This is a genomic window from Alteromonas sp. 07-89-2 (assembly GCF_013113925.1).
Lineage (GTDB): Bacteria > Pseudomonadota > Gammaproteobacteria > Enterobacterales > Alteromonadaceae > Alteromonas > Alteromonas macleodii.
Genome location: NZ_VTYM01000013.1, coordinates 46,289 through 67,551 on the forward strand (window position 1 = coordinate 46,289; position 21,263 = coordinate 67,551).

17 protein-coding genes are annotated in these 21,263 nt (G+C 46.2%); 5 read left to right on the top strand and 12 right to left on the bottom strand.

The window, feature by feature from the left end; genetic code table 11:
* Positions 1-104 precede the first annotated feature (104 nt).
* From F0261_RS10570 to F0261_RS10580, 3 genes are all read left to right on the top strand, one after another.
* Positions 105-1,883 carry a DUF1566 domain-containing protein gene (locus F0261_RS10570; RefSeq protein ID WP_171337927.1) on the top strand — a complete coding sequence of 593 codons (1,779 nt, stop codon included), beginning with the start codon at positions 105-107 and terminating at the stop codon, positions 1,881-1,883.
* A 2-nt stretch (positions 1,884-1,885) separates the two neighbouring features.
* Positions 1,886-2,458 (top strand): DUF1566 domain-containing protein, encoded by a 573-nt coding sequence (locus F0261_RS10575; protein ID WP_171337928.1) that lies wholly within the window; start codon positions 1,886-1,888, stop codon positions 2,456-2,458.
* Between the two features lie 312 nt (positions 2,459-2,770).
* Positions 2,771-3,565 (top strand): YggN family protein, encoded by a 795-nt coding sequence (locus F0261_RS10580; RefSeq protein ID WP_014975812.1) that lies wholly within the window; start codon positions 2,771-2,773, stop codon positions 3,563-3,565.
* Positions 3,566-3,676: 111 nt separating this feature from the next.
* Here F0261_RS10580 and hemW read toward each other — a convergent pair whose 3' ends face one another.
* The 4 genes from hemW to F0261_RS10600 form a co-directional block, all read right to left on the bottom strand.
* The gene (gene hemW, locus F0261_RS10585) at positions 3,677-4,816 is read right to left on the bottom strand and encodes a radical SAM family heme chaperone HemW (protein ID WP_171337929.1); all 1,140 of its coding nucleotides are present in this window, start codon (positions 4,814-4,816) and stop codon (positions 3,677-3,679) included.
* On the bottom strand, positions 4,809-5,411 hold the full coding sequence (locus tag F0261_RS10590; protein ID WP_171337930.1) for an XTP/dITP diphosphatase: 603 nt from the start codon (positions 5,409-5,411) through the stop codon (positions 4,809-4,811). Before F0261_RS10590 ends, hemW begins: the two co-directional genes overlap by 8 nt.
* A 220-nt stretch (positions 5,412-5,631) precedes the next feature.
* Complete coding sequence (gene srmB, locus F0261_RS10595) at positions 5,632-6,858, bottom strand: ATP-dependent RNA helicase SrmB (protein WP_171337931.1); 1,227 nt, start codon at positions 6,856-6,858, stop codon at positions 5,632-5,634.
* A gap of 149 nt (positions 6,859-7,007) precedes the next feature.
* Positions 7,008-8,186: a CCA tRNA nucleotidyltransferase gene (locus F0261_RS10600; RefSeq protein ID WP_171337932.1), complete on the bottom strand. Its 1,179-nt coding sequence runs from the start codon at positions 8,184-8,186 to the stop codon at positions 7,008-7,010.
* 219 nt (positions 8,187-8,405) lie between these two features.
* Between F0261_RS10600 and F0261_RS10605 the strand changes: the two genes are divergently transcribed.
* A complete protein-coding gene (locus F0261_RS10605) occupies positions 8,406-9,317 on the top strand; it encodes an ExeA family protein (protein WP_171337933.1) in 912 nt (303 codons plus the stop codon).
* Positions 9,310-10,593, top strand: a complete 1,284-nt coding sequence (locus F0261_RS10610; protein WP_171337934.1) for a general secretion pathway protein GspB — start codon at positions 9,310-9,312, stop codon at positions 10,591-10,593. The genes F0261_RS10605 and F0261_RS10610 overlap by 8 nt, the downstream gene beginning before the upstream one ends.
* 88 nt (positions 10,594-10,681) lie before the next feature.
* Here the strand turns inward: F0261_RS10610 and F0261_RS10615 are convergent, their stop codons facing one another.
* The 8 genes from F0261_RS10615 to F0261_RS10650 all read right to left on the bottom strand — a co-directional run bounded on the left by F0261_RS10615 (position 10,682) and on the right by F0261_RS10650 (position 21,213).
* Positions 10,682-11,878, bottom strand: coding sequence for an HD-GYP domain-containing protein (locus F0261_RS10615; protein WP_171337935.1), 1,197 nt, complete (start codon positions 11,876-11,878; stop codon positions 10,682-10,684).
* Positions 11,879-12,224: 346 nt separating this feature from the next.
* Positions 12,225-12,830, bottom strand: coding sequence for a 3-isopropylmalate dehydratase small subunit (leuD, locus tag F0261_RS10620; protein ID WP_014948483.1), 606 nt, complete (start codon positions 12,828-12,830; stop codon positions 12,225-12,227).
* Positions 12,831-12,833: 3 nt separating this feature from the next.
* A complete protein-coding gene (leuC, locus tag F0261_RS10625; RefSeq protein WP_105932330.1) occupies positions 12,834-14,234 on the bottom strand; it encodes a 3-isopropylmalate dehydratase large subunit in 1,401 nt (466 codons plus the stop codon).
* Positions 14,235-14,243: 9 nt separating this feature from the next.
* On the bottom strand, positions 14,244-15,341 hold the full coding sequence (gene leuB / locus F0261_RS10630) for a 3-isopropylmalate dehydrogenase (protein ID WP_014978501.1): 1,098 nt from the start codon (positions 15,339-15,341) through the stop codon (positions 14,244-14,246).
* Positions 15,342-16,901 carry a 2-isopropylmalate synthase gene (gene leuA, locus F0261_RS10635; RefSeq protein WP_014978502.1) on the bottom strand — a complete coding sequence of 520 codons (1,560 nt, stop codon included), beginning with the start codon at positions 16,899-16,901 and terminating at the stop codon, positions 15,342-15,344.
* 448 nt (positions 16,902-17,349) lie between these two features.
* The gene (locus F0261_RS10640; protein ID WP_171337936.1) at positions 17,350-18,084 is read right to left on the bottom strand and encodes a hypothetical protein; all 735 of its coding nucleotides are present in this window, start codon (positions 18,082-18,084) and stop codon (positions 17,350-17,352) included.
* Positions 18,085-18,229: 145 nt separating this feature from the next.
* Positions 18,230-19,522 (bottom strand): phosphopyruvate hydratase, encoded by a 1,293-nt coding sequence (gene eno, locus F0261_RS10645; RefSeq protein ID WP_171337937.1) that lies wholly within the window; start codon positions 19,520-19,522, stop codon positions 18,230-18,232.
* A gap of 59 nt (positions 19,523-19,581) precedes the next feature.
* Positions 19,582-21,213: a CTP synthase gene (locus F0261_RS10650; protein ID WP_014978516.1), complete on the bottom strand. Its 1,632-nt coding sequence runs from the start codon at positions 21,211-21,213 to the stop codon at positions 19,582-19,584.
* Between the last annotated feature and the right edge of the window lie 50 nt (positions 21,214-21,263).

Consider the following 21,263-nt stretch of genomic DNA (forward strand, 5'->3'; position numbering starts at 1 on the left):
GTGTAACCCGTGAGAGTATATTTTTTTTCTTGCGGTTCTATCTACATCAAGTTTTTACTCGCACTGAGCATAGAACAGCGGCACAGAGTGCGATGGGAGTACGTATGCAATCAAGTTCGTCTTCATTTTCAAGCTACCTTCCTCGCACCGTAATACGCGGGCTTGCAGTTATTGGTGGTGCTTTCATTCTAGCAGCCTGCGGTGGTGGCGGAGGCGGAGATGGTGACTCTAGTGGTGGGGGATCTGGCAATGGCAACTTAGTTGTTAATGCAGGCGCTAACGCTACCGTAACGGAAGGCGTGACCTATTCACTAAGTGCACAAGTGAGTGGTGGTGATGGCACGTATACGTACAACTGGAGCGCGTCTCCATCGCTGACCATTACACATGAAGACACCAGCGCTTCTGAAGCGAGTTTCGTTGCGCCGTTAGTTAATAGCGCCACTGAATACACGCTTACCGTCTCGGTAAACGATCAAAGCGGTAATACGGCTAGTGACTTCACGGTAATTACTGTTGCGCCGGTAAACATAGCGCCGGAAGCAAGTATTGATGTGCCTGCGTGGGAAGGTCTGCCAGCGAATACTTTCCCAGGCGGCGTTGAAATTATTTTTGATGGCACGGGAAGCAGCGATACTGACTCATCTACGTCCGATGGCGAAATTGCCGATTATGTTTGGTCTCAAACCAGCGGCACTAACGTTATTACGGGAGTGGAAACGAACCTTTCTACCTTAACAATTACTACGCCTATCGCTAACGAGTCTCAGGAACTCACTTTTCAACTTGAAGTAACTGATAGCGAAGGTGCAACCGACGTAGACACAGTGACAATCTCAGTGCAGTCTGAAACCGAGACACTGCCTGTGGTTGATGCAGGCTTCTCGCAAGGCGTTTTCAGTGGTGAGGTGGTTATTTTGGATGGTGAAGCAAGCACCAGTATTCCCAGTGCTTTACCGCTTACTTATTCTTGGGAGCGCAGTAACAACGTTACATCTAACAATGGGGCAAACACGGGAGTGGCAGCTCGCCCGGTAGATGACAACGATGCACTATCTACGTTTGCTATTGCCCCTTCCGTATCCACCGCGACTGTGGTGGCCTATACACTTACTGTAACAGACGCTAACAACAACAGTGTTGAAGACACCATTAATGTTAGAATACGCCCCATGCCGACGCCGCTATTGAACGACACGGGATTTTTGCAGCAAGCTACCAATAATGCGTTAACAGAGGCGCAGCAAAATGATTTTCCTGGCCAAGACGGACAACGCGGAGCTGATATTATTGAACAGAATGGCTTAATTGAAAAAGCTGGGCGTGGTAAAGCCGGCTTCGACTTTACCCGTCTAAATGCCAATGGCGACGAACAAGACGCCAGCGCAGATACGTGGTCGTGCGTTCGTGACAATGTGACAGGATTGGTGTGGGAAGTTAAAACTGACGATGGCGCATTTCAAGATAAAGACTACACCTATTCTTGGTACAGCGAAGAGGTAAATGGCGGTTTTGAGGGCGACCAGACAGGTGCGAATGCAACGTGCTTATTAACCAACTGTAATACCTCTGCATATGTACAGGCAGTTAACGCACAGGGGTTGTGTGGTTTTTACGACTGGCGGCTACCTACTCACCATGAACTCTTTTCGTTAATGCATTTAGGCATTGCCGACGACGTGGCCATTGATGAAGATTACTTCCCTAACACCGGTACAGTCTCTACCGAGCCCCTATGGTATTGGACCTCAGTGCCAAGTGCTGATGGGGTAAACAGTGATGATGCACAAAATGCATGGGCATTGGATTTTGATTCAGGTGTCGATAACTTTCTTAATAAGTCATCAGCGGCGCGTGTTCGTCTTGTAAGAGCAGGGAGATAGTCATGAGCAATAAAGTTAATAAATCCGCTCAACGCGTACTGAAAAGCGCAGTGCTAACTACACTCAAAATAGTTGCGGCCTCGACGTTGCTTGCTAGTGCATCGCTTTCAGCTTTCGCTCAAGAGTGCTTGTCTGATGGACTAGAAACCACGCCCAACGATAATTTTGAAGCAGTGACTACCAGTACTTTGTTGGATATCACCACAGATTTAGTATGGAGACGATGTTCCGAAGGGCAAACTTGGGACGGCTCAACATGCAGTGGTGAAGCGGTGAAGTATACGTGGCAGCAGGCGCTACAACTTGCGCAGCAGGCGAGTAACGAAGACCTGCTAGGATGGCGCTTGCCCAACGTTAAAGAGTTGGCCACCTTAACGGAACGCGACTGCGTACGCCCGGCGATTAATAGCTCGCTTTTCCCAGCTACGCCTCCGGATGATTTTTGGACTTCTACCCCTTCGGCAGATGATCCAGACAGAGCCTGGGTTGTTGCATTCTTTAATGCGAGCCATTCGATTAAAGAGAAAGACCGTTTCATTTACGTACGACTGGTGCGCACCTACACCAACGAATAGGTGTAGATAAAGATCTACACCGCTTCGTATTAGTCTTTCGTCTAGTATCTGATGCTTAGACTTTTTATCAACAAAGCACGCTCTATAATGCGTGCTTTGTTTTTTTTGGTTTGAACGTTAATTATAAAGAAAATCGACACTCTTGCTTAGAGCCTGTTGACCTTTGGTGAATAACAAAAGTCTACAGGCCCTACTATCAAGCTGCGTTTTGAGTAGATTGCTAATATCGACATGTTCAACCTGATTTTTAGCACGTTAGACTCATGATGGCTTTTTATTTCCCAGTAAGCTAGCCACAATGTTGGTATGAAAATGATATCGAGCCTTAAGGCTGCCCTTTTTACAATTTGTTTATTCGCTGGACTTAGCACATCGGCGCAGGCTGAATATACCTGTAATATCGATTTTGCTTACGGTATTGCCGTTAATAACGAACAGCTTCGCGTAATGGATAAAACCCGCACCGTAGTTCAGATTAATGACCAAAACCAGCTATTTGTAGGTGGACGTTGGCAAACCTTGAATGAGCAAGAACGGCAGTGGCTAGAAGAGTATTCTTCAGGGTTACACTATGTAGTACCAAAAATGATTATTTTGGCCACCGAAGGTGTAGATTTAGCTATTGATACCATTGAGCATGTTTACCTAGGCTTAGTAGGCAGTGATCACGACAGCTACGAGCGTTTGAATGCTGCTATGAAGCGTGTTCAAAACCGCGTGAAAGATAAATTCAGGCATGCCAGTAATCATTATTTTATCGGCCCTGGATCACTGGAAAGCGTTGATGAATTCGTGGATAGTGAAATTGAAGCACAGCTTGAGGAAGCAATTTCTACCTCAGTTGGCGGTATATTATCGGCAATCAGTGGTATCAACACTGGAAGCGGCGAGGTTAACCAAGAGAAAGTAGCGGAAATTACTCGTCAGCTTAACAATGTGGGCGAGCATCTTGATGTGGGTGATAAAGCCACCACTTTACGTAAAAAGGCAGAGTGGTTTTGTGAAAAGCTCAAACGCTTAGACGTAGCGGAAGAGAACCTTCGAGCAAGTGTGCCTGCTTTCAAGCCTTACAATATCATTACGCGACATGATAAGAGTGAAAACTAGCTGAAATAAGTAATACGTGTACTAATCCTGGTTAAAGACTGATTAAGACAGAAAAACCTGCGTGAGCAGGCTTTTTTGATCTAGCTTTTCGGTTAATTCAAAACGGCAAGATTATACGAAACACGACAGCAGAGAGTTGAGATATCTACGTCCTTTAGCAGTTACCTGCCAGTGACTATCTGAAATAGAAAGTAGCCCTTGGTGATGAGCATCAGACAGTGCGCGTTTAACGTCATCCGTTAACTCAGTACCTGTGAAGTCACTAAAATCACTCATCGGGCAAGGCTCAACTAAACGAAACCTATTCATAAAAAACTCAAACGGCAGGTCGTCTGCACTAACCAGCGTTTGCGTATCTAAATACGGTCGGCTCATTTCCATGTAGCCTCTTGGATGCTTCACTTTAACGGTACGATGAATAGTGCCATTAGCGGCATCGGTAATCTTTCCGTGGGCACCACAGCCAATGCCTAAATAGTCGCCAAAGCGCCAGTAATTAAGGTTATGGCGGCATTGATGCCCTGCTTTGGCGTAGCCTGAAATCTCGTACTGGTGATAGCCTGCACGCTCTAAAAGGATGTGGCCTTTTTCCTGTATTTCCCACAGAATGTCGTCGTCAGGTAACTCTGGTGGCTTTGAATAGAAAGGCGTGTTTGGCTCGATGGTAAGCTGGTACCACGACAAGTGGTAAGGCGTGAGCTCAATACCTTGTTTCAAATCTGCCATGGCATTCTCTACGCTTTGCTCAGGTAGACCATGCATGAGATCTAAATTAAACGTGGGTAGCCCTGCGCTGTGTGCTTGTTTTACCGCATTTTCAGCTTGGCTTTCATTGTGAATACGGCCTAGCACTTTTAAATGCTTAGGCTGGAAACTCTGAATGCCCACCGATATTCGGTTTACGCCTGCCTGATAAAAGCCCGCAAACTTACCTGCCTCAACGGTACCAGGGTTCGCTTCCATGGTGATTTCAGCAGTGTCGCTCAAGTTAACGCGCTGTTTGACGCCTTTTAAGATGTCAGCCATGGCCTCGCTTGAAAACAAACTGGGCGTGCCACCGCCTATAAAGATTGTCTCAACAGGGCGGTCGCCAATACGTTTGGCATCAATGGCTAAGTCGTCCAGCAAGTGCGCCACATATTCTTTTTCGGGTAAATCAGATTTAAGCCCGTGAGAGTTAAAATCACAGTACGGACACTTTTGAACACACCAAGGAATGTGAATATAAAGGCTAAGCGGTGGATTACGCAAAAGTCGCTCTCATATTATCAAGCAAAATCGCTAGGGCGTTGCCGCGATGGCTAATGCGGTTCTTCTCGGCTTTCTCCAATTCTGCTGCAGTGCAGCCATGAGTTGGCACGTGAAATACCGGGTCGTAACCAAAACCGTCGTTACCAGAGCGAGCATTTAAAATTTCACCTTGCCACTTGCCTTGACTAACTAATGGCACTGGGTCGTCAGCATGGCGCATAAACACTAATGTACAGAAGAAATGCGCTTTACGCTGGGTTTCGCCATCTAGGGCAGCTAATAGCTTGTCGATATTGGTGTCATCAGTTGCATCAGCGCCAGCATAGCGGGCTGAATAAATACCGGGTGCACCGCCAAGGGCGTCAACCACTAAGCCTGAGTCGTCAGCAATAGCAGGAAGGCCTGTTACTTGTGCCGCATGACGCGCTTTAATAATGGCATTTTCAACGAATGTTGTACCTGTTTCAGGCACATCAGATACACTTAATTCTTTTTGCGCCACAACGTCTACACCGTAATCTGCAAACAAAGACGCGAACTCACGTACCTTGCCTTGATTACCTGTGGCTAGAACAATTTTTTCTGGGAATTTCATTGTGCCAGACTCCTCATTTTTTCTTTGCTCCTGAAATAAGCTCGAACACATTCATCGGGTTACTTTAGGTTATTCAGGACGAAGGTTGGGAGTGGTTTGAGCAAACCCTCTGCCGCAGGGATGCGGCAGTGGAGCGCACATGGATGTGTTTATCGCGTGTCTGCGAAAGCCACTCCCAACCTTCGGCCATCGCATCACTCACCCTCTACGTGCTCGAGTTTTACTTTTTCTTTTTAGGCTTAGCTTTTGCCTTGGCTTTGTCTTTGGCCTTCACTTTCTTCTTTTTGGGGCCAATCTTAGGCGTTTTGTTTTTAGGGCGTAGCTCGTCAATAACGCGAGCTTTAAGTGGTTCGCCCATGTATCGTGCGGTTTTGGCTACCATGTCAAAATCGTGGGCCTCAACCAAAGATATTGCAGTACCTTTGGCGCCAGCGCGGCCGGTTCTGCCAATGCGGTGCACGTAAACGTCGGCTTTGCGCGGCATGTCGAAGTTAATAACATGGCTCACGTTAGGCACATCAATACCACGGGCAGCAACATCCGTTGCCAGCAAGATAGGTACTTCACCATTTTTGAAACGGGCTAGCGCTGCAATACGTTTGTCTTGTGGCATTTCACCCTGTAGCCAGCACACTGGAATGTCTTTCGAGGCTAAGAAGTCCTTTAGCATTTGCAGGCGTTCGCGGGTTTTCACAAACACAACCGCTGACGTCGTCGTTTCTTGCTTCAAAATATTCACCAGCAACGCTTGCTTGTGATTCATGTCGTCAGCAAGGTGATACCACTGATGAATTTTGTTTTTTTCTTTGCGCGACGGGTTCGCTTCAATCACTTCAGGATTGTTAAGGATGTCATGAGCGAAGGTCTTAACGCCTTTGCCTTCAAGCGTTGCAGAGAACAATAGATTTTGCTTGCGCCAGCGCGCTTCGGCAGCAATTTGGTTAACTACCGTTGAGAAACCCATATCCAACATGCGGTCAGCTTCGTCAAGGATCAAGCACTCGATATCACGGCAATCTGCGGCTTCTTTTTCGATATGCTCAAGCAAACGACCTGGCGTGGCCACAAGAATATCGAGATTCTTGCTTAAGGTTTCTTTATCGGTACCGTAGTTAATACCACCGGTTATTACCCCGCACACAATTTGCGTATGTTTGGTGATAGCAACCGCTTGTTCGTAAACCTGTAGCGCTAACTCGCGGGTAGGCGTAAGGATCAAAATACGTGTAGCACCAGGCTGCCTGCGCGGATAATCAAGTAAAAACTGGCATGCAGGCAATAAGAAAGCGGCTGTTTTACCCGTACCTGTAGGAGCAGAGGCCAAGATATCTCGCCCATCCATCGCATGCGGGATAACCAGTTCTTGAATGCTAGTTGGGGTTTCAAACCCCATATCGGCAGCTGCGTGACACAGTGCTTCGTCTAATTCGAGTTCTTCGAAAGTCATAGTATAAAAAACGCTCTAAATGAATGGGGCGTATTGTAGCATTGCTATACCAAAACATTGAGAAAAACTGGCGTTAAATTCGCACACCGTAGGTAAACTTTCACCAAAACGAAAAAGTCGACTTACGTAATGGCCTTTAGGGTATAGAACTATTCAGTTGTCAAAGCAATGGCAGCAAGCTTTGCTTGGTTAAGTGCGTCTTTTATTTCAGGGCCTTTAACGCCCGTGGCAATGATATCTTGCACGTTCACTTGGTTGGCGGCTGATAATGCATTTTCGATGCGCTTTTGTTTCTCTTGCCAATCTACGCCCTTGTTATGAGCATAAGGCGCAAAAGCGCTAAGTAATAATGTGAAACGTTCCCCTCTTCGCCACGCATCACAGCCATTGAACAAGGCAAGTAAATCGGCGGGTGAGTTCTGCGCGTTCAAAAGAAAGCCTTTGAATTTACAGGCAAGGCTGACGATTTCACTAACTTGGTTTTGCACTTTGAGCCGACTGCATAACAGTTTCGCTTCTTCCTCATTGAGGTGAGTGAGCAGGGCAGTAAACCTTGTTATCAGCCTAGCGGTTTCTGAATCATTGCTTTCAGGTAATGGGGTTTCTAAACCCGCGTCTTCAACAAGGCTCTCGTTTTCAACCTTTTCTAGGTCTACCGCCGTTTTTAACGTTTCAAGAGCAGTATCTATGTTTCTTTCAAGCTCAGTAAACCAGTCATTGAGGCCATGGGCTTGGTTTAATACAGTGAAAAAAACATGCGGTGTTTTCTCTAAAAGACTGCGCTTTGTTTCTTGCCATACCCGCTCTGCACTTAGCGTGCTTAGCTCGCCGCTTTGCGCCATAGACTGCATAAGAGCCATGGTTTCAGTAGCGATAGTAAACCCCAAATAAGCATAGCGGGTGGCAAACCGAGCAACGCGAAATACGCGTAAAGGGTCTTCACTAAAGGCTTCAGATACGTGGCGAAGTAGGCGGTTTTCTAAATCTTTTTTACCACCATAGGGGTCGATAAGGTTTCCAAGGTTGTCTTGCGCTATCGCGTTAACGGTAAGGTCTCTGCGTAACAAATCTTCTTCTAACGTGACCGAGCTTGACGCATCGCATACAAAACCGGTGTAACCTTTTCCTGACTTACGTTCTGTACGTGCAAGTGCGTATTCTTCCTGTGTTTTAGGGTGTAAAAAAACAGGGAAGTCTTTGCCTACTTGGGTAAAACCCTGGCTGAGCATTTCTTCTGGCGTGGCGCCCACCACGACATAGTCGCGTTCAACAACTTTTCTGTTTAACAGTGCGTCACGCACTGCGCCACCAACGAGATATACTTGCATGCTTTTCCAACGATTTTTTAGTCAGTAATACTTTTTAGATTGGGAATACATCGACTTTTGACGTGTATCGAAAATCAACCTTCCCAAGGTAACAGAGGCGCAGTATAGCAATGTTACAAATAAAATTCGTAGCCACATCGTTATGCGCTTTCACTTCAAGGTTGCGTCTGGTAGTTTAATCGTCGTTAAAAATTAAAACAGATAGGCGCTTCAGCAACCATGTATTTGAACTACTTCGGGTTAAATGACAATCCTTTTTCGATTGCGCCTAACCCCGATTATTTGTATATGAGCCCAAGGCACAAAGAGGCTTTGGCCCATTTGACCTTTGGCCTCAGAGAAAGCGGTGGTTTTGTAATGCTCACCGGAGAAGTGGGCACGGGAAAAACAACGGTATCGAGAAAACTGTTGCAGCAGCTACCCAATAATACGCAGGTAGCCATGATTTTGAATCCTACCTTATCCGCCCTTGAGCTATTAGCAACGGTTTGTGATGAGCTAGGCTTGGCTTATACACCTGAAAAAGCAAGCCTTAAGTACTTCACCGATTTGATTTTGTCTAAGTTAGCAGAGAATCATCAGTCAGGCATGAATACGGTACTAATGGTTGATGAAGCGCAGCATCTGTTGCCCGAAGTACTAGAACAACTTCGTTTATTGACCAACCTAGAAACGAATCGTGAAAAACTGTTAAAGGTAGTATTGATAGGTCAGCCTGAATTACAGCAGTTGTTAAAGCGTAATGAATTACGTCAGCTGGCTCAACGCATTACCGCTCGTTATCATTTGCTGCCCTTAACTGCGCCAGAAGTCAGTGCATATATAGCACACCGCTTAAGCGTAGCCGAAGGTGATATCAGCATTTTCAGTAAGTCTACATTGCGCGCGGTGCATCAAATTACTGGTGGGATCCCAAGGGTAATTAATTTGCTGTGCGATCGGGCGTTAACCTTATCTTTTACTAAGCAGCATGCGGTTGTGCAAAAGCCTATATTCTTGGCCGCGGCAGAGCAAATTCTTGGTGAAGATGTCGTCAGTCAGCGCGTGCAAAGTCAGCGTAAATGGTATCTCGCATCGGCGTTTGTTTTGGCTATCATATTCGGCTACGGGTTAGGGAGTTTGTATGTCTAATATCGTTGCCATTGACCATTTAAAACCCGGTATGGTGATTGTTCAAATTACCAAGCAAAATGGGCCAGTTAAAATTAGAAAGTCGGGTTTAGTGACAAGCGATGCTATGGTGCAGGGCTTGTCTGAAATGGGCGTGCAAGAGGTAGAAATAGACCCTGAGCAAACCGTGGAAATAGCGCCGACAGTTCATCATAGAACTCAGACCCAAGCTTTGCTTCGGGGCGAGCACGACACTACCGCCAAATTTGATAAATCCCTTAACGAGCAGTTTAATCGAAGCTTGTTTTTACCCACAGTAGAAGGGCTTCCGTCAGCATGGAAGCTTTACACCAAGCAAGTTGCGCTTTTTGCCGTCGTTATTCTTGGTGGTTTATGCATTGGCTTTTCCGCCGCTACGGCAAAACGCTGGTGGCCAATGCTAACTGCACCCGCTTCTGTACCAGTGGCAGACTCTGAAAGCTCAGTTTCACAGGTTGAAGCAAGCGGAAACGCTTCAGCGCTTACGACCACGCAAAGTAGTAATGAAGCACCAGGCACTTCAAGCAACAAAAGTGAACAGGTATCTTCAAACACTCAGAAAAGTGGGCAAAGCGCAGGTTTAAATGAAACTGCTAACACGGCGGTAAATGCAAACATGAGTAACGGCGGTGCAGCTCAGCAAGGCACGCAATCGAACGCTATGGTAAATAACCAGTCTGTTGGCAACTTAGCTGCAACGGAAAATACTGATTTAGGTGCAGTTCCAAATACAAACCCAAACACAACAGGTACTCAGAATCGCTACAATAACGACGTCTCCCAACGTTCTGGCGCCGAGCCAAGTAGTGGATATGAGCGTAGCTCTTCAATGGATACAAGACAAACTGAGACTTCAGGGAATTATGAAGGGAAAGTATTAAATGAAGCTGCGTCTCAATCTGACGTATCCGTGTCACCAGAGCTCATGGCCCGTTTTAATGCTGCCGTTGAAGCGCTAGACTCAAAGGCACAAGATAATACACCCGCTGAAGAGCAAACAAGGGTGACGGTTAAAGACGAACTACCCCGTGTAGATCAGTTACCCGTTCGCTTGTTAACACGACTTCCTACCATGAACTTTAGCGCGCATATGTATGCGTCTCGTCCTGCCGATAGGTGGGTGAGAGTCAATGGCCGTCAAATAGGTGAGGGCGACTGGATTGCTGATAGAGTGCAAATCGTCAATATTGAAGCGCAACGTGTGGTGCTTGCTTTCGAAGATGAGATTTTTACTATGGCAGCATTAACCGATTGGTAATTGCTATCTGTTAGTTCCAAAAAACACTAACAAGAAATACAAAAAAGGCCCTTTGAAAAGGGCCTTTTCGCTGTTTAAACTGTGTTTTCTACAGCGGCATCTGATTGATGAAAACGTCTTTAAAGAATTTTGGTAAGTTCAAACTAAACTCTTCGGGGCGAACGCCTGACACAATCTCATCGTCGTACTGACTTAAATCAACGCGTTTCACTTCATTGAAATGCTGCGACGTCACGCTGTAAAAGGCCATAACGTGAGGGCTTACGGGGTCTTTAGGGTTGATTTTGCTAACAATACCTAATTTACCGCTCTTTAACCTCACTAAGGAGCCAACAGGGTGCACGCCAATACAATGGATAAATTGTTTTACCAATTCTTGGTCTAAGTTCTCTGTCGCAGTTAGTCGCTTTAGCGCCTGAGTAGGCGTGATACTGTTTTTGTGCGTACGATTAGATGTCATGGCATCGTATGCATCCACAATGGCAGCAATGCGCGCGAACTCTGAGATTTCGTCACCAACCAATCCTCTCGGGTAGCCGCTTCCATCAACGCGCTCGTGATGCTCTTCAATGATGCGTAGCGATAGGTCAGAAATATCGCCACACTGTTCAACTAGGTCTGCACCAATTTCAACGTGGGTTTTCATCACTTCCCAATCATCACTGGAAAATTCGCCTGTGTTATTGCGAATTTCATCTGGCAGGGAAGACATGCCGATATCCATCAATAGGGCACCTAAACTCACTTGCTCTGTGGTATCTCTGTCATAGCCAAGAAACTCACAGAAAATGCCGCTTAGTACACTGCAATTAATACTGTGCTCAAGAAGGTACTGGTCGGTGTCCTTGATCATTGTCAGGCAGCTCAGCGCATCTTTGTTATCAAATACACTTTCGATCAGGCTTTGCGACAGCGACTCCATGGGAGACAAATCTTTTACCGCCCCATTTTTAAGCGACTTTAAAAAGCTGCTTTGAATGGCAATTGCGCTGCTGTAAAGCTCGTTGGCTTCGTTAATTGAATCACGACCCACTGGCTTAACAACCGGTTTAGTCACTTCAGGCTCTTTTTCTTTAGCTGGCTCGGGTGGCACAGCTGGCTCGGGCAGCTTAGACTTCGCAAGATCTACTTCGACGCTTAAAATACCTTTCGATTTTAGACTATCAATAATGGCTTGGGTTTTCACAATGCCTTTAGAGCGCATTTTAAGTGAGCCTGTTTGTTCAAGTACTTGATTGACGTACATTCCTGGCTGCAAATCATCAATGGGTACCTGTTCTAGCATTATTTCTCCTGTGAGGCACAACGTTGCCATAGCCTTCAATTACAATAGAAATGAATAGTACGATATTCCAGTGAAAAAAGTGAGGAGTTTATTAGTCTTTAGTATAGCTAGAGTCAGCGAATATAAGATTAACGTATTCGTGAGAAAACGTGTGACGTGTAAATGTGTCGAGAAGTTGCTTATAGCTCAAATCAGGTGAACTGATATTCTCTATGCGGTTTGGGATTAGGCGTATTGATACGAAGTTAAGGTAAAGGCATGGAAGGGAGAAATAAACAGGGTGCCACCTCGCGACGGCACCCATGTGTCATGCTAGGGCTTTGTTAAGCGCTAAAGTCCCACGCTTTTACAACCACGCGGGTTGTTTATCTTCGAAGGCTTCTATAGCACTTGTGAGTTCAAGGGTTTGACCGATAGCATCTAAGCCTTTAATTAGGTTGTTTTTGTGATGCTCAGCAATATCGAAGCTGAAGCTTGTATCGTTAAAACTTACCGTTTGCGCTGGAAGATCAACGGTGATCTTAGTTGCTGGGTCTGCCTTCACTGCAGCAAACAAAGCGTCCATTTGCTCGCTTGATAATGCCACAGGCACTAGCTGATTATTAATGCAGTTGCCGTAAAAAATATCAGCAAAGCTGGTGGCAATAACCGTTTTAAACCCAAAGTCTGCAAGTGCCCACGGCGCGTGTTCCCGGCTTGATCCACAACCAAAGTTTTCGCGAGCTAGCAACAGACTCGCACCTTTGTGCTCAGGCTTATTCAGCGCGAACGCTGGGTTTGGCTCTTTCTCTTCTAAATCCAAATAACGCCAGTCGTGAAACAAATGTTTGCCGTAGCCAGCACGCGTTACGCCAGTTAGAAACTGCTTTGGAATAATTTGGTCGGTATCGACATTGGCCTGATCAAGCGGCGCAGCAATGCCTGTGTGTTGTGTAAAACCTTGTTCAGACATAACTTACTCCTGATAATCTCTAACGTCAGCAAAGCGACCGGTAATTGCAGCTGCGGCAGCCATTGCTGGGCTTACTAAGTGAGTGCGCGCACCACGGCCTTGACGGCCTTCAAAGTTACGGTTACTGGTAGAGGCACATCTATCGCCTGCTACTAGCTTGTCGTCATTCATACCAAGGCACATAGAGCAACCTGGCAACCGCCACTCAAAGCCAGCATCGATAAAGATTTTATCTAAGCCTTCTGCTTCAGCTTGGCGTTTAACGTTACCTGACCCTGGAACGACAATCGCGGTAACTGAATCGGCGACTTTACCGCGCTTGGCGATTTGTGCCGCTGCGCGCATATCTTCAATACGACCGTTGGTACATGAGCCGATAAATACGTGGTTTACTGCAACGTCAGCAAGCTTTTCACCGGGTTTTAGTCCCATATACTCAAGCGCTTTTACTGCGCTCTCTTTTTCAATCGGGTCACTGAAGTCTTCAGGGGCAGGTACCGGTGTGTTTACGCCAATAACCTGGCCTGGGTTAGTGCCCCACGTAACCTGAGGAGCGATATCTGCCGCTTCAAGTTCAACCACAGTGTCAAAGGTTGCGCCCTCTTCGGTATAAAGGGTTTTCCAATAAGCGACAGCGTCTTCCCAGTCTTGACCCTTAGGTGCGTATTCGCGGCCTTCAAGGTAGGCGAAGGTTTTCTCGTCTGGTGCAACAAGGCCAGCTTTCGCGCCAGCTTCAATACTCATGTTACACACCGTCATGCGCTCTTCCATGCTCAAACCGCGGATAGCTTCACCTGCGTACTCGATAACATGACCAGTAGCGCCGGCATGGCCAATTTTTCCAATAATGGCAAGGATGATGTCTTTTGCGGTGATGCCGACTGGAAGCTTACCATTTACGTTGATAAGCATGCTCTTCGCGCGGCTTTGCTTCAACGTTTGTGTCGCCAGTACGTGCTCTACCTGTGAGGTACCAATACCAAAGGCTAGCGCACCAAATGCACCGTGGGTAGCTGTGTGAGAATCACCACATACCACCGTCATACCCGGCTGAATTAAGCCTAGTTCAGGGCCCATTACGTGCACGATCCCTTGCTTCTGGTGACCCACTGGAAATAGCTGAATACCGTGTTCTTCACAGTTGGTCGCTAAGGTTTGTAGTTGAAGCGCGTTAGCTGGTCCACACGCGTCGATTGCCAGTGAGCGAGTTGATATGCTGTGATCCATTGTGCCAACAGTGCGATCAGGGCGACGTACTTTACGGCCTTTTTCATTAAGGCCAGCAAATGCCTGAGGTGACGTCACTTCATGAATTAAGTGACGGTCGATATAAATTAAGCTGTCTTCACCGATTTGGTCAATAATGTGGGCTTGCCACACTTTGTCATATAAGGTCTTGGCCATGAGGTTGTTTTACTCCTGCGCCATTAATTGTTTAACGATTTCATCGCCTACTTGCGACGTGCTTGCCGCTTGGCTGCGTTTATCTGCAGGTAATAACTCGCCTGTAAGTACACCTGCTTCTAGTGTTGCTACGACCGCTTTTTCGATGGCGTCTGCGGCATCACCTAAGTTCATGCTGAAACGCAGCATCATAGCGGCCGATAAAATTTGTGCGATAGGGTTAGCAATGCCTTGGCCTGCAATATCTGGAGCCGAACCGCCTGCTGGCTCATAAAGGCCAAAGCCTTCCTCGTTCATGCTTGCCGATGGCAACAAGCCCATAGAGCCCGTCATCATAGCGCATTCATCAGAAACGATATCGCCAAAAAGGTTTGAACACAGCATTACATCGAACTGCGCTGGGTTCTTCATTATTTGCATAGTGGCGTTGTCGATGTAGATATGGTCAAGTTCTACATCTGGATAGTCTTTCGCTACTTCTTCAGCAATTTCACGCCATAAACGGCTGGTTACCAGTACGTTGGCTTTGTCCACCGACGTCACTTTGCCGCGACGTTTCTGTGCTGCTTCAAACGCTGCAATAGCAATACGGCGAATTTCACGTTTGCTATAGCGCATGGTGTCATACGCGAACTCTTCTTCGCCTTCACCTTCTCGGCCCTTAGGTTGACCAAAGTAAATGCCGCTGGTTAGCTCACGCACAACTAAAACGTCTACGCCTGATTTAGCAATGTCTTCACGAAGGGGAGACAGGCTTTCAAGGCCCGGATAAATGCGAGCTGGGCGCAAGTTGCTGAACAGGTCAAAATGACTGCGAAGGGTAAGTAGTGCGGCACGCTCAGGACGTTGCTCTAACGGCAAGGTGTCCCACTTAGGGCCACCGATACTGCCAAACAAAATTGCATCGGCTTGCTCACAGCCCAAAAGCGTTTTTGAGGGTAGCGCCTCGCCTTCAGTATCAATGGCGTAGCCACCTACAGGATATGCAGTACGGTTGAGGGTGACGTTAAACTTCTTTTCAACAGCATCTAAAACCTTATTGGCTTCCTGCATAACTTCTGGGCCGATACCGTCTCCGGCTAATACGGCAATTGAATACTGGCTCATTTATACTCCTGCAACGCGTTCTTGTTGATTTTTTTGCTGATCAATTTGATCGGCCAAATATGTATTGTTTAATACAAAGATAAGGGCTTTAACGCCGGCTTCCACAATATCTGTAGCCAAGCCGATTCCATGGAAACGACGGCCTTTATATGTAGCGATAACGCTCACTTGCGCCAAAGCGTCGGCACCTTCACCTTTTGAATCTAGTTTAAAGTCGACAACTTCTAGATCTTCGTGACCTAGTATAGACATAATGGCCTTATAAGCCGCATCTACCGGGCCGTTTCCAATGCTAGACTGGGTAATTTCTTCAGTGCCCACTTTCATTTTAACGGTGGCGCTTGGAATAATTTCACGCCCTGAATTCGCTTGAAGATAAAGCAACTGGAAGTGTGCTTGGTCGTGCTTTTGCTTATCGAAGAACAACAAGGCTTCAAGGTCGTAATCGTATACTTGGCCTTTTTTATCCGCTAACTTTAAGAATGCGTCATACACCGCTTCTAAGTCATAGTCTTCGGTTTTATAGCCAAGTTCGGTTAAGCGATGCTTAATCACATGACGGCCAGAACGTGACGTTAAGTTTAGGTTGTTCTTATTAATGCCCACACTTTCTGGGGTCATAATTTCATAGGTATTTTGCGCTTTTAAGACACCGTCTTGGTGAATACCAGATGAATGGCTAAAAGCGTTCGCGCCAACAATAGCCTTGTTTGATTGAACTGGCATATTACAAAGCTGGCTGACTAGCTTAGATGTGCGCGATATTTCGGTAGAATTAATGTTAGTTTCAAAGCCCAACATGTTCTTACGGGTTTGCAAGATCATAGCAATTTCTTCAAGTGAAGCATTACCAGCACGCTCGCCAATACCGTTTATGGTACATTCAACCTGTCTGGCACCTTGCTCAACAGCTGCTAATGAATTTGCTACCGCTAAGCCCAAGTCGTTGTGACAATGTACTGAAATGGTTGCTTTATCGATATTTGGAACGCGATTAAACAATTGCTGAATAATACCGCCAAACTCTGTAGGTGTTGTGTAGCCTACGGTGTCTGGAATATTCACCGTCGTCGCGCCAGCGCTAATCGCTGCTTCAACCATTCGGCATAGGTAATCAATATGGGTACGCCCCGCATCTTCACAGGAAAACTCTACATCGTCAGTATACTTACGTGCATGTTTCACCGCGGCTACGGCCATATCCACAATTTCATCTTGCGACTTGCGAAGCTTGGCACCTACGTGAATCTCTGACGTTGCGATGAAGGTGTGAATTCTGAATTGCTCAGCAACGCTTAATGCTTGCCCGCATGCATCAATATCACCCGACAATGCGCGAGATAGGCCACAAACGATAGAGTTCTTAACTTCTTTGGCAATCATTTGTACAGAGCGAAAATCGCCGGGTGAAGAGACAGGAAAGCCAGCCTCAATGATGTCAACGCCTAACCGTTCGAGCGCCAGCGCGATCTGCAATTTCTCTTTGGCACTTAGGCTTGCTGGTAAGGCCTGCTCGCCGTCTCGCAATGTGGTATCAAAGATCTTCACTTGATTTGTCATGACGCTCTCTCAGTTGAATAGTTAAAAAAAAACCCGTGCTTGGCACGGGTTTTTGTGAAATTAAATCGCTGGTCGCAATCTACCCGTGCAGTCTGGCTGCCATAAGGAGTAGAGATAGAAGAAGGAAACGAATACGCATTTGTTGTTTCTTTGCTGACCAAGTTGATAGCGACAATGTACCCATGTGGCATGAAGAGGTCAACCATTGTTTACAATAATGAGTATATTTTTCGTGTATAAATACTTTCTTTTAATTATTTAGGATGTGTGTCCTAGCGCTTTTGGTCTTAGAGCAACGTGACCAGTAACTACAGTCATTTATGAGGGGGTTAATTTACTATAGATGATGTTCGTTAGGATGTTTGTACTAAATTTGGTTGTTAAGGTGCAAAAGAGACTTTGGTTTTTTATGCGGATATACTGGGTTTTTATTCTTGTCGCGGCTTTGTTACCTATCAAGCAGCGTAAAGTTCTTCCAGTTGATTTGAGTAGATAAGCGCATTTCGCGAAGGGATAAGGCACGTGGTGAACGCTTGGATTTAAAGCTCCATGCGTGGCCACAGCATGCAGCGGTCATTATCGACTTTGAAGGCCGCAGCAGTATTTTGTTTTGAACTGAAAGTGCCGTGGCTGCTTCCATTTCATCGCGTAAGGGAGTTGAAGAAATGCACTCCCCTGTATTAGCAAACCATCCATTTTTGTTCAGATGGAGCTGGGTATTGTCTTGGTTTACCATATCAATGGAATCAAGCTCAATGTGAGAGCCTTCCATATTTACAATTAAAACAGATACAACAAGACCATACCTAGCGTTTTTTCTATACCACGCTTCTCGCTTTTCTACATCGTCTAAATGATTAATGCCGGGGCACTTTGCAGATTGCTTGGCATACCAACTCCCATTATGGGTATCTGTTTTTAGCGGGGATGGATTGTTTGAGTTGCCATTGCTAATCATATATCGAGCAATAGCTTTCACGTGATAAGGAAGCCCGCCCATTCGACGCTTGAGCAGCGATAGGTTTTTTATCTCGCTATGAGCTAGAGAGACGATTTCTCTTTCATACAGAGCAGTACATATTTCATTGAATTGAGGGTGGCTTCCGCCGAGTTCACCAGCTTCACTGAAAAAGCCAACTTGGGAGTTGGGTATAGAGTGGGAAAGTTTGTCGCCTGAAGCCATCGGGATTATCAAATACCTGTCTAAAGTCTTTTAACCCTAGCAAGATTAGGCGCTTGTTGCTACATGGTTTCATTAAACAAGGCGAAAAATAGACACAAAAAAGCCGCTGTATAAAGCGGCTTTTAATCATTGTCTCAGGCGTAAATTATTGACCTTTGATTTCGCTACGGCCTTTGTAAGTTGCAGCGTCACCTAGTGCTTCTTCAATACGAAGTAATTGGTTGTACTTAGCAACGCGGTCAGAACGGCATAGTGAACCCGTCTTGATTTGGCCCGCCGCTGTACCTACTGCTAGGTCGGCAATAGTGGCGTCTTCAGTTTCACCAGAACGGTGAGAGATAACTGCCGTAAAGCCCGCATCTTTTGCCATTTTAATAGCGTTGAGGGTTTCAGTCAGTGAACCGATTTGGTTGAACTTGATAAGGATTGAGTTACCAATACCGTTATCAATACCGCGCTTAAGAATTTTAGTGTTAGTTACAAACAAGTCGTCACCAACTAGCTGTACTTTGTCACCAATCTTCTTAGTTAGGCTTGCCCAGCCGTCCCAGTCGCTCTCGTCTAGGCCGTCTTCAATAGATACAATTGGGTACTGTGAAGAAAGGTCAGCAAGGTAGTCGCCAAACGCTTCTGAATCGAAGCTCTTGTCTTCACCAGATAGTACATATTTGCCTTCTTTATAGAATTCAGACGCCGCGCAGTCTAGTGCAAGGGTGATGTCTTCATTCATTTTATAGCCAGCGTTTTCAACGGCTTCTACGATTACTGCAAGCGCTTCAGCGTTTGAGCTAAGGTTAGGGGCAAAACCACCTTCGTCACCAACTGCTGTGTTAAGACCTTTAGCAGACAGTACTTTCTTAAGAGCGTGGAAGATTTCAGCACCCATACGTAGTGCTTCTTTAAAGCTCTTCGCGCCAACTGGCTGTACCATGAACTCTTGAATGTCTACGTTGTTGTCAGCGTGCTCACCACCGTTGATGATGTTCATCATAGGTACTGGCATAGAGTATTGGCCAGATGTACCGTTTAGGTCTGCAATGTGCTGGTAAAGCGCTACGCCTTTTTCCGCCGCAGCCGCTTTAGCTACAGCAAGAGAAACTGCAAGAATTGCGTTCGCACCAAGGGTTTCTTTGTTTTCTGTGCCATCAAGGTCAATCATGATGCCGTCGATATCAGCTTGCGCTAGTGCGTCTTTGCCGATAAGCGCTGGCGCGATGGTATCGTTAACTGCTGCAACTGCCTTTGTTACACCTTTACCTAGGTAACGAGACTTGTCGCCGTCGCGTAGCTCTAGTGCTTCGCGGCTACCAGTAGATGCACCAGATGGTGCTGCAGCACGGCCCATTACGCCTGATTCTAAGTATACATCTGCTTCTACGGTAGGGTTTCCGCGTGAATCTAAGATTTCGCGTCCGATAATGCGACTAATTTTCGCCATGTTTTTTCCTCAACAATTGAATGGGGTGCAACGGGAGAGAGCACCCCTTTTATTAGAAATTAGTGATTTTCTTTCTGGTATTTTCCTGCCGCAGCAACGAAACCAGTGAATAATGGGTGTCCATCCCGAGGAGTTGATGTGAACTCAGGGTGGAATTGGCCCGCAATGAACCAAGGATGATCAGGGATTTCCACCACTTCTACAAGTCGCTTGTCAGTGGACAAACCACTTACTTTCAATCCTGCAGCTTCAATTTGGTCACGCAGATTGTTGTTCACTTCGTAACGGTGACGGTGACGCTCATAAATTTCGGCATTACCATACATCTCATGAACTTTTGTACCTTCAATAAGGTGACATAGCTGACTACCTAGACGCATGGTACCGCCAAGATCTGAGTTTTCTGTGCGAGTTTCAGTTGTTCCTGCAGCATCTAACCACTCAGTGATAAGGCCGACTACAGGGTAAGGGGTTTCAGAGTCAAACTCTGTGCTATTCGCGTTTTCCATACCCGCAACATTACGAGCGAATTCGATAAGTGCTACCTGCATACCTAAGCAAATGCCAAGATAAGGAACTTTGTTTTCACGAGCATAACGCGCAGCAGCAATTTTGCCTTCTATACCGCGCTCACCAAAGCCACCAGGTACTAAGATAGCATCAAGTTGTTCTAGAATTTGGGTACCTTTGCTTTCCACGTCTTGTGAGTCAATGTGGTGGATGTTCACAGTTAGACGGTTTTTAAGACCAGCATGCTTAAGCGCTTCATTAACAGACTTATAAGCGTCAGGTAATTCAACATACTTGCCTACCATGCCAATGTTAACTTCTGCAGTAGGGTTTGATTCTGCGTAAAGTACTTGTTCCCACTCAGATAAGTCGGCTTCTTCACACTCAAGACCGAAGCGGTCTACAACTAACTGATCCATGCCTTGTGCTTTAAGTGCAGCAGGGATGCGGTAAATGCTGTCTACGTCTTTCAAAGAAATAACGGCTTTGTCAGCAACGTTTGTGAATAGGGCGATTTTCGAGCGCTCACTAGCCGGCAATGCACCTACTGAACGACAAACGAGAATGTCTGGTTGAATACCAATAGAGCGAAGCTCTTTTACCGAGTGCTGCGTAGGCTTAGTTTTTACTTCACCTGATGCTGGCATATAAGGTACTAGCGTTAAGTGCATGAACATAGCGCGTTCACGGCCTACTTCGGTACCTAGTTGACGAATAGCTTCTAAGAAAGGTTGTGACTCGATGTCACCTACGGTTCCGCCCACTTCAACAATAGCTACATCATGACCTTCAGCACCTTCAATTACGCGGCGCTTAATTTCATTGGTGATATGAGGGATAACCTGAATAGTTGCACCAAGGTAATCACCGCGACGCTCGCGCTTTAACACTTCTTCATATACACGGCCGGTAGTGAAGTTGTTGCGCTTAGTCATGCGGGTGCGAATAAAACGCTCATAGTGACCAAGATCAAGGTCGGTCTCAGCGCCGTCATCGGTAACAAATACTTCACCATGCTGGATAGGGCTCATAGTGCCCGGGTCGACATTGATGTAAGGGTCGAGTTTTAACATGGTTACGGTGAGACCGCGAGCTTCCAGAATTGCGGCCAACGATGCTGCAGCAATACCTTTACCTAGCGATGAAACTACACCACCGGTGACGAAAATATAATTTGTCATGCGAAACCTAGAACGTTTGGGTTGTATGGTAAATATAGGCTGAGTTTAGA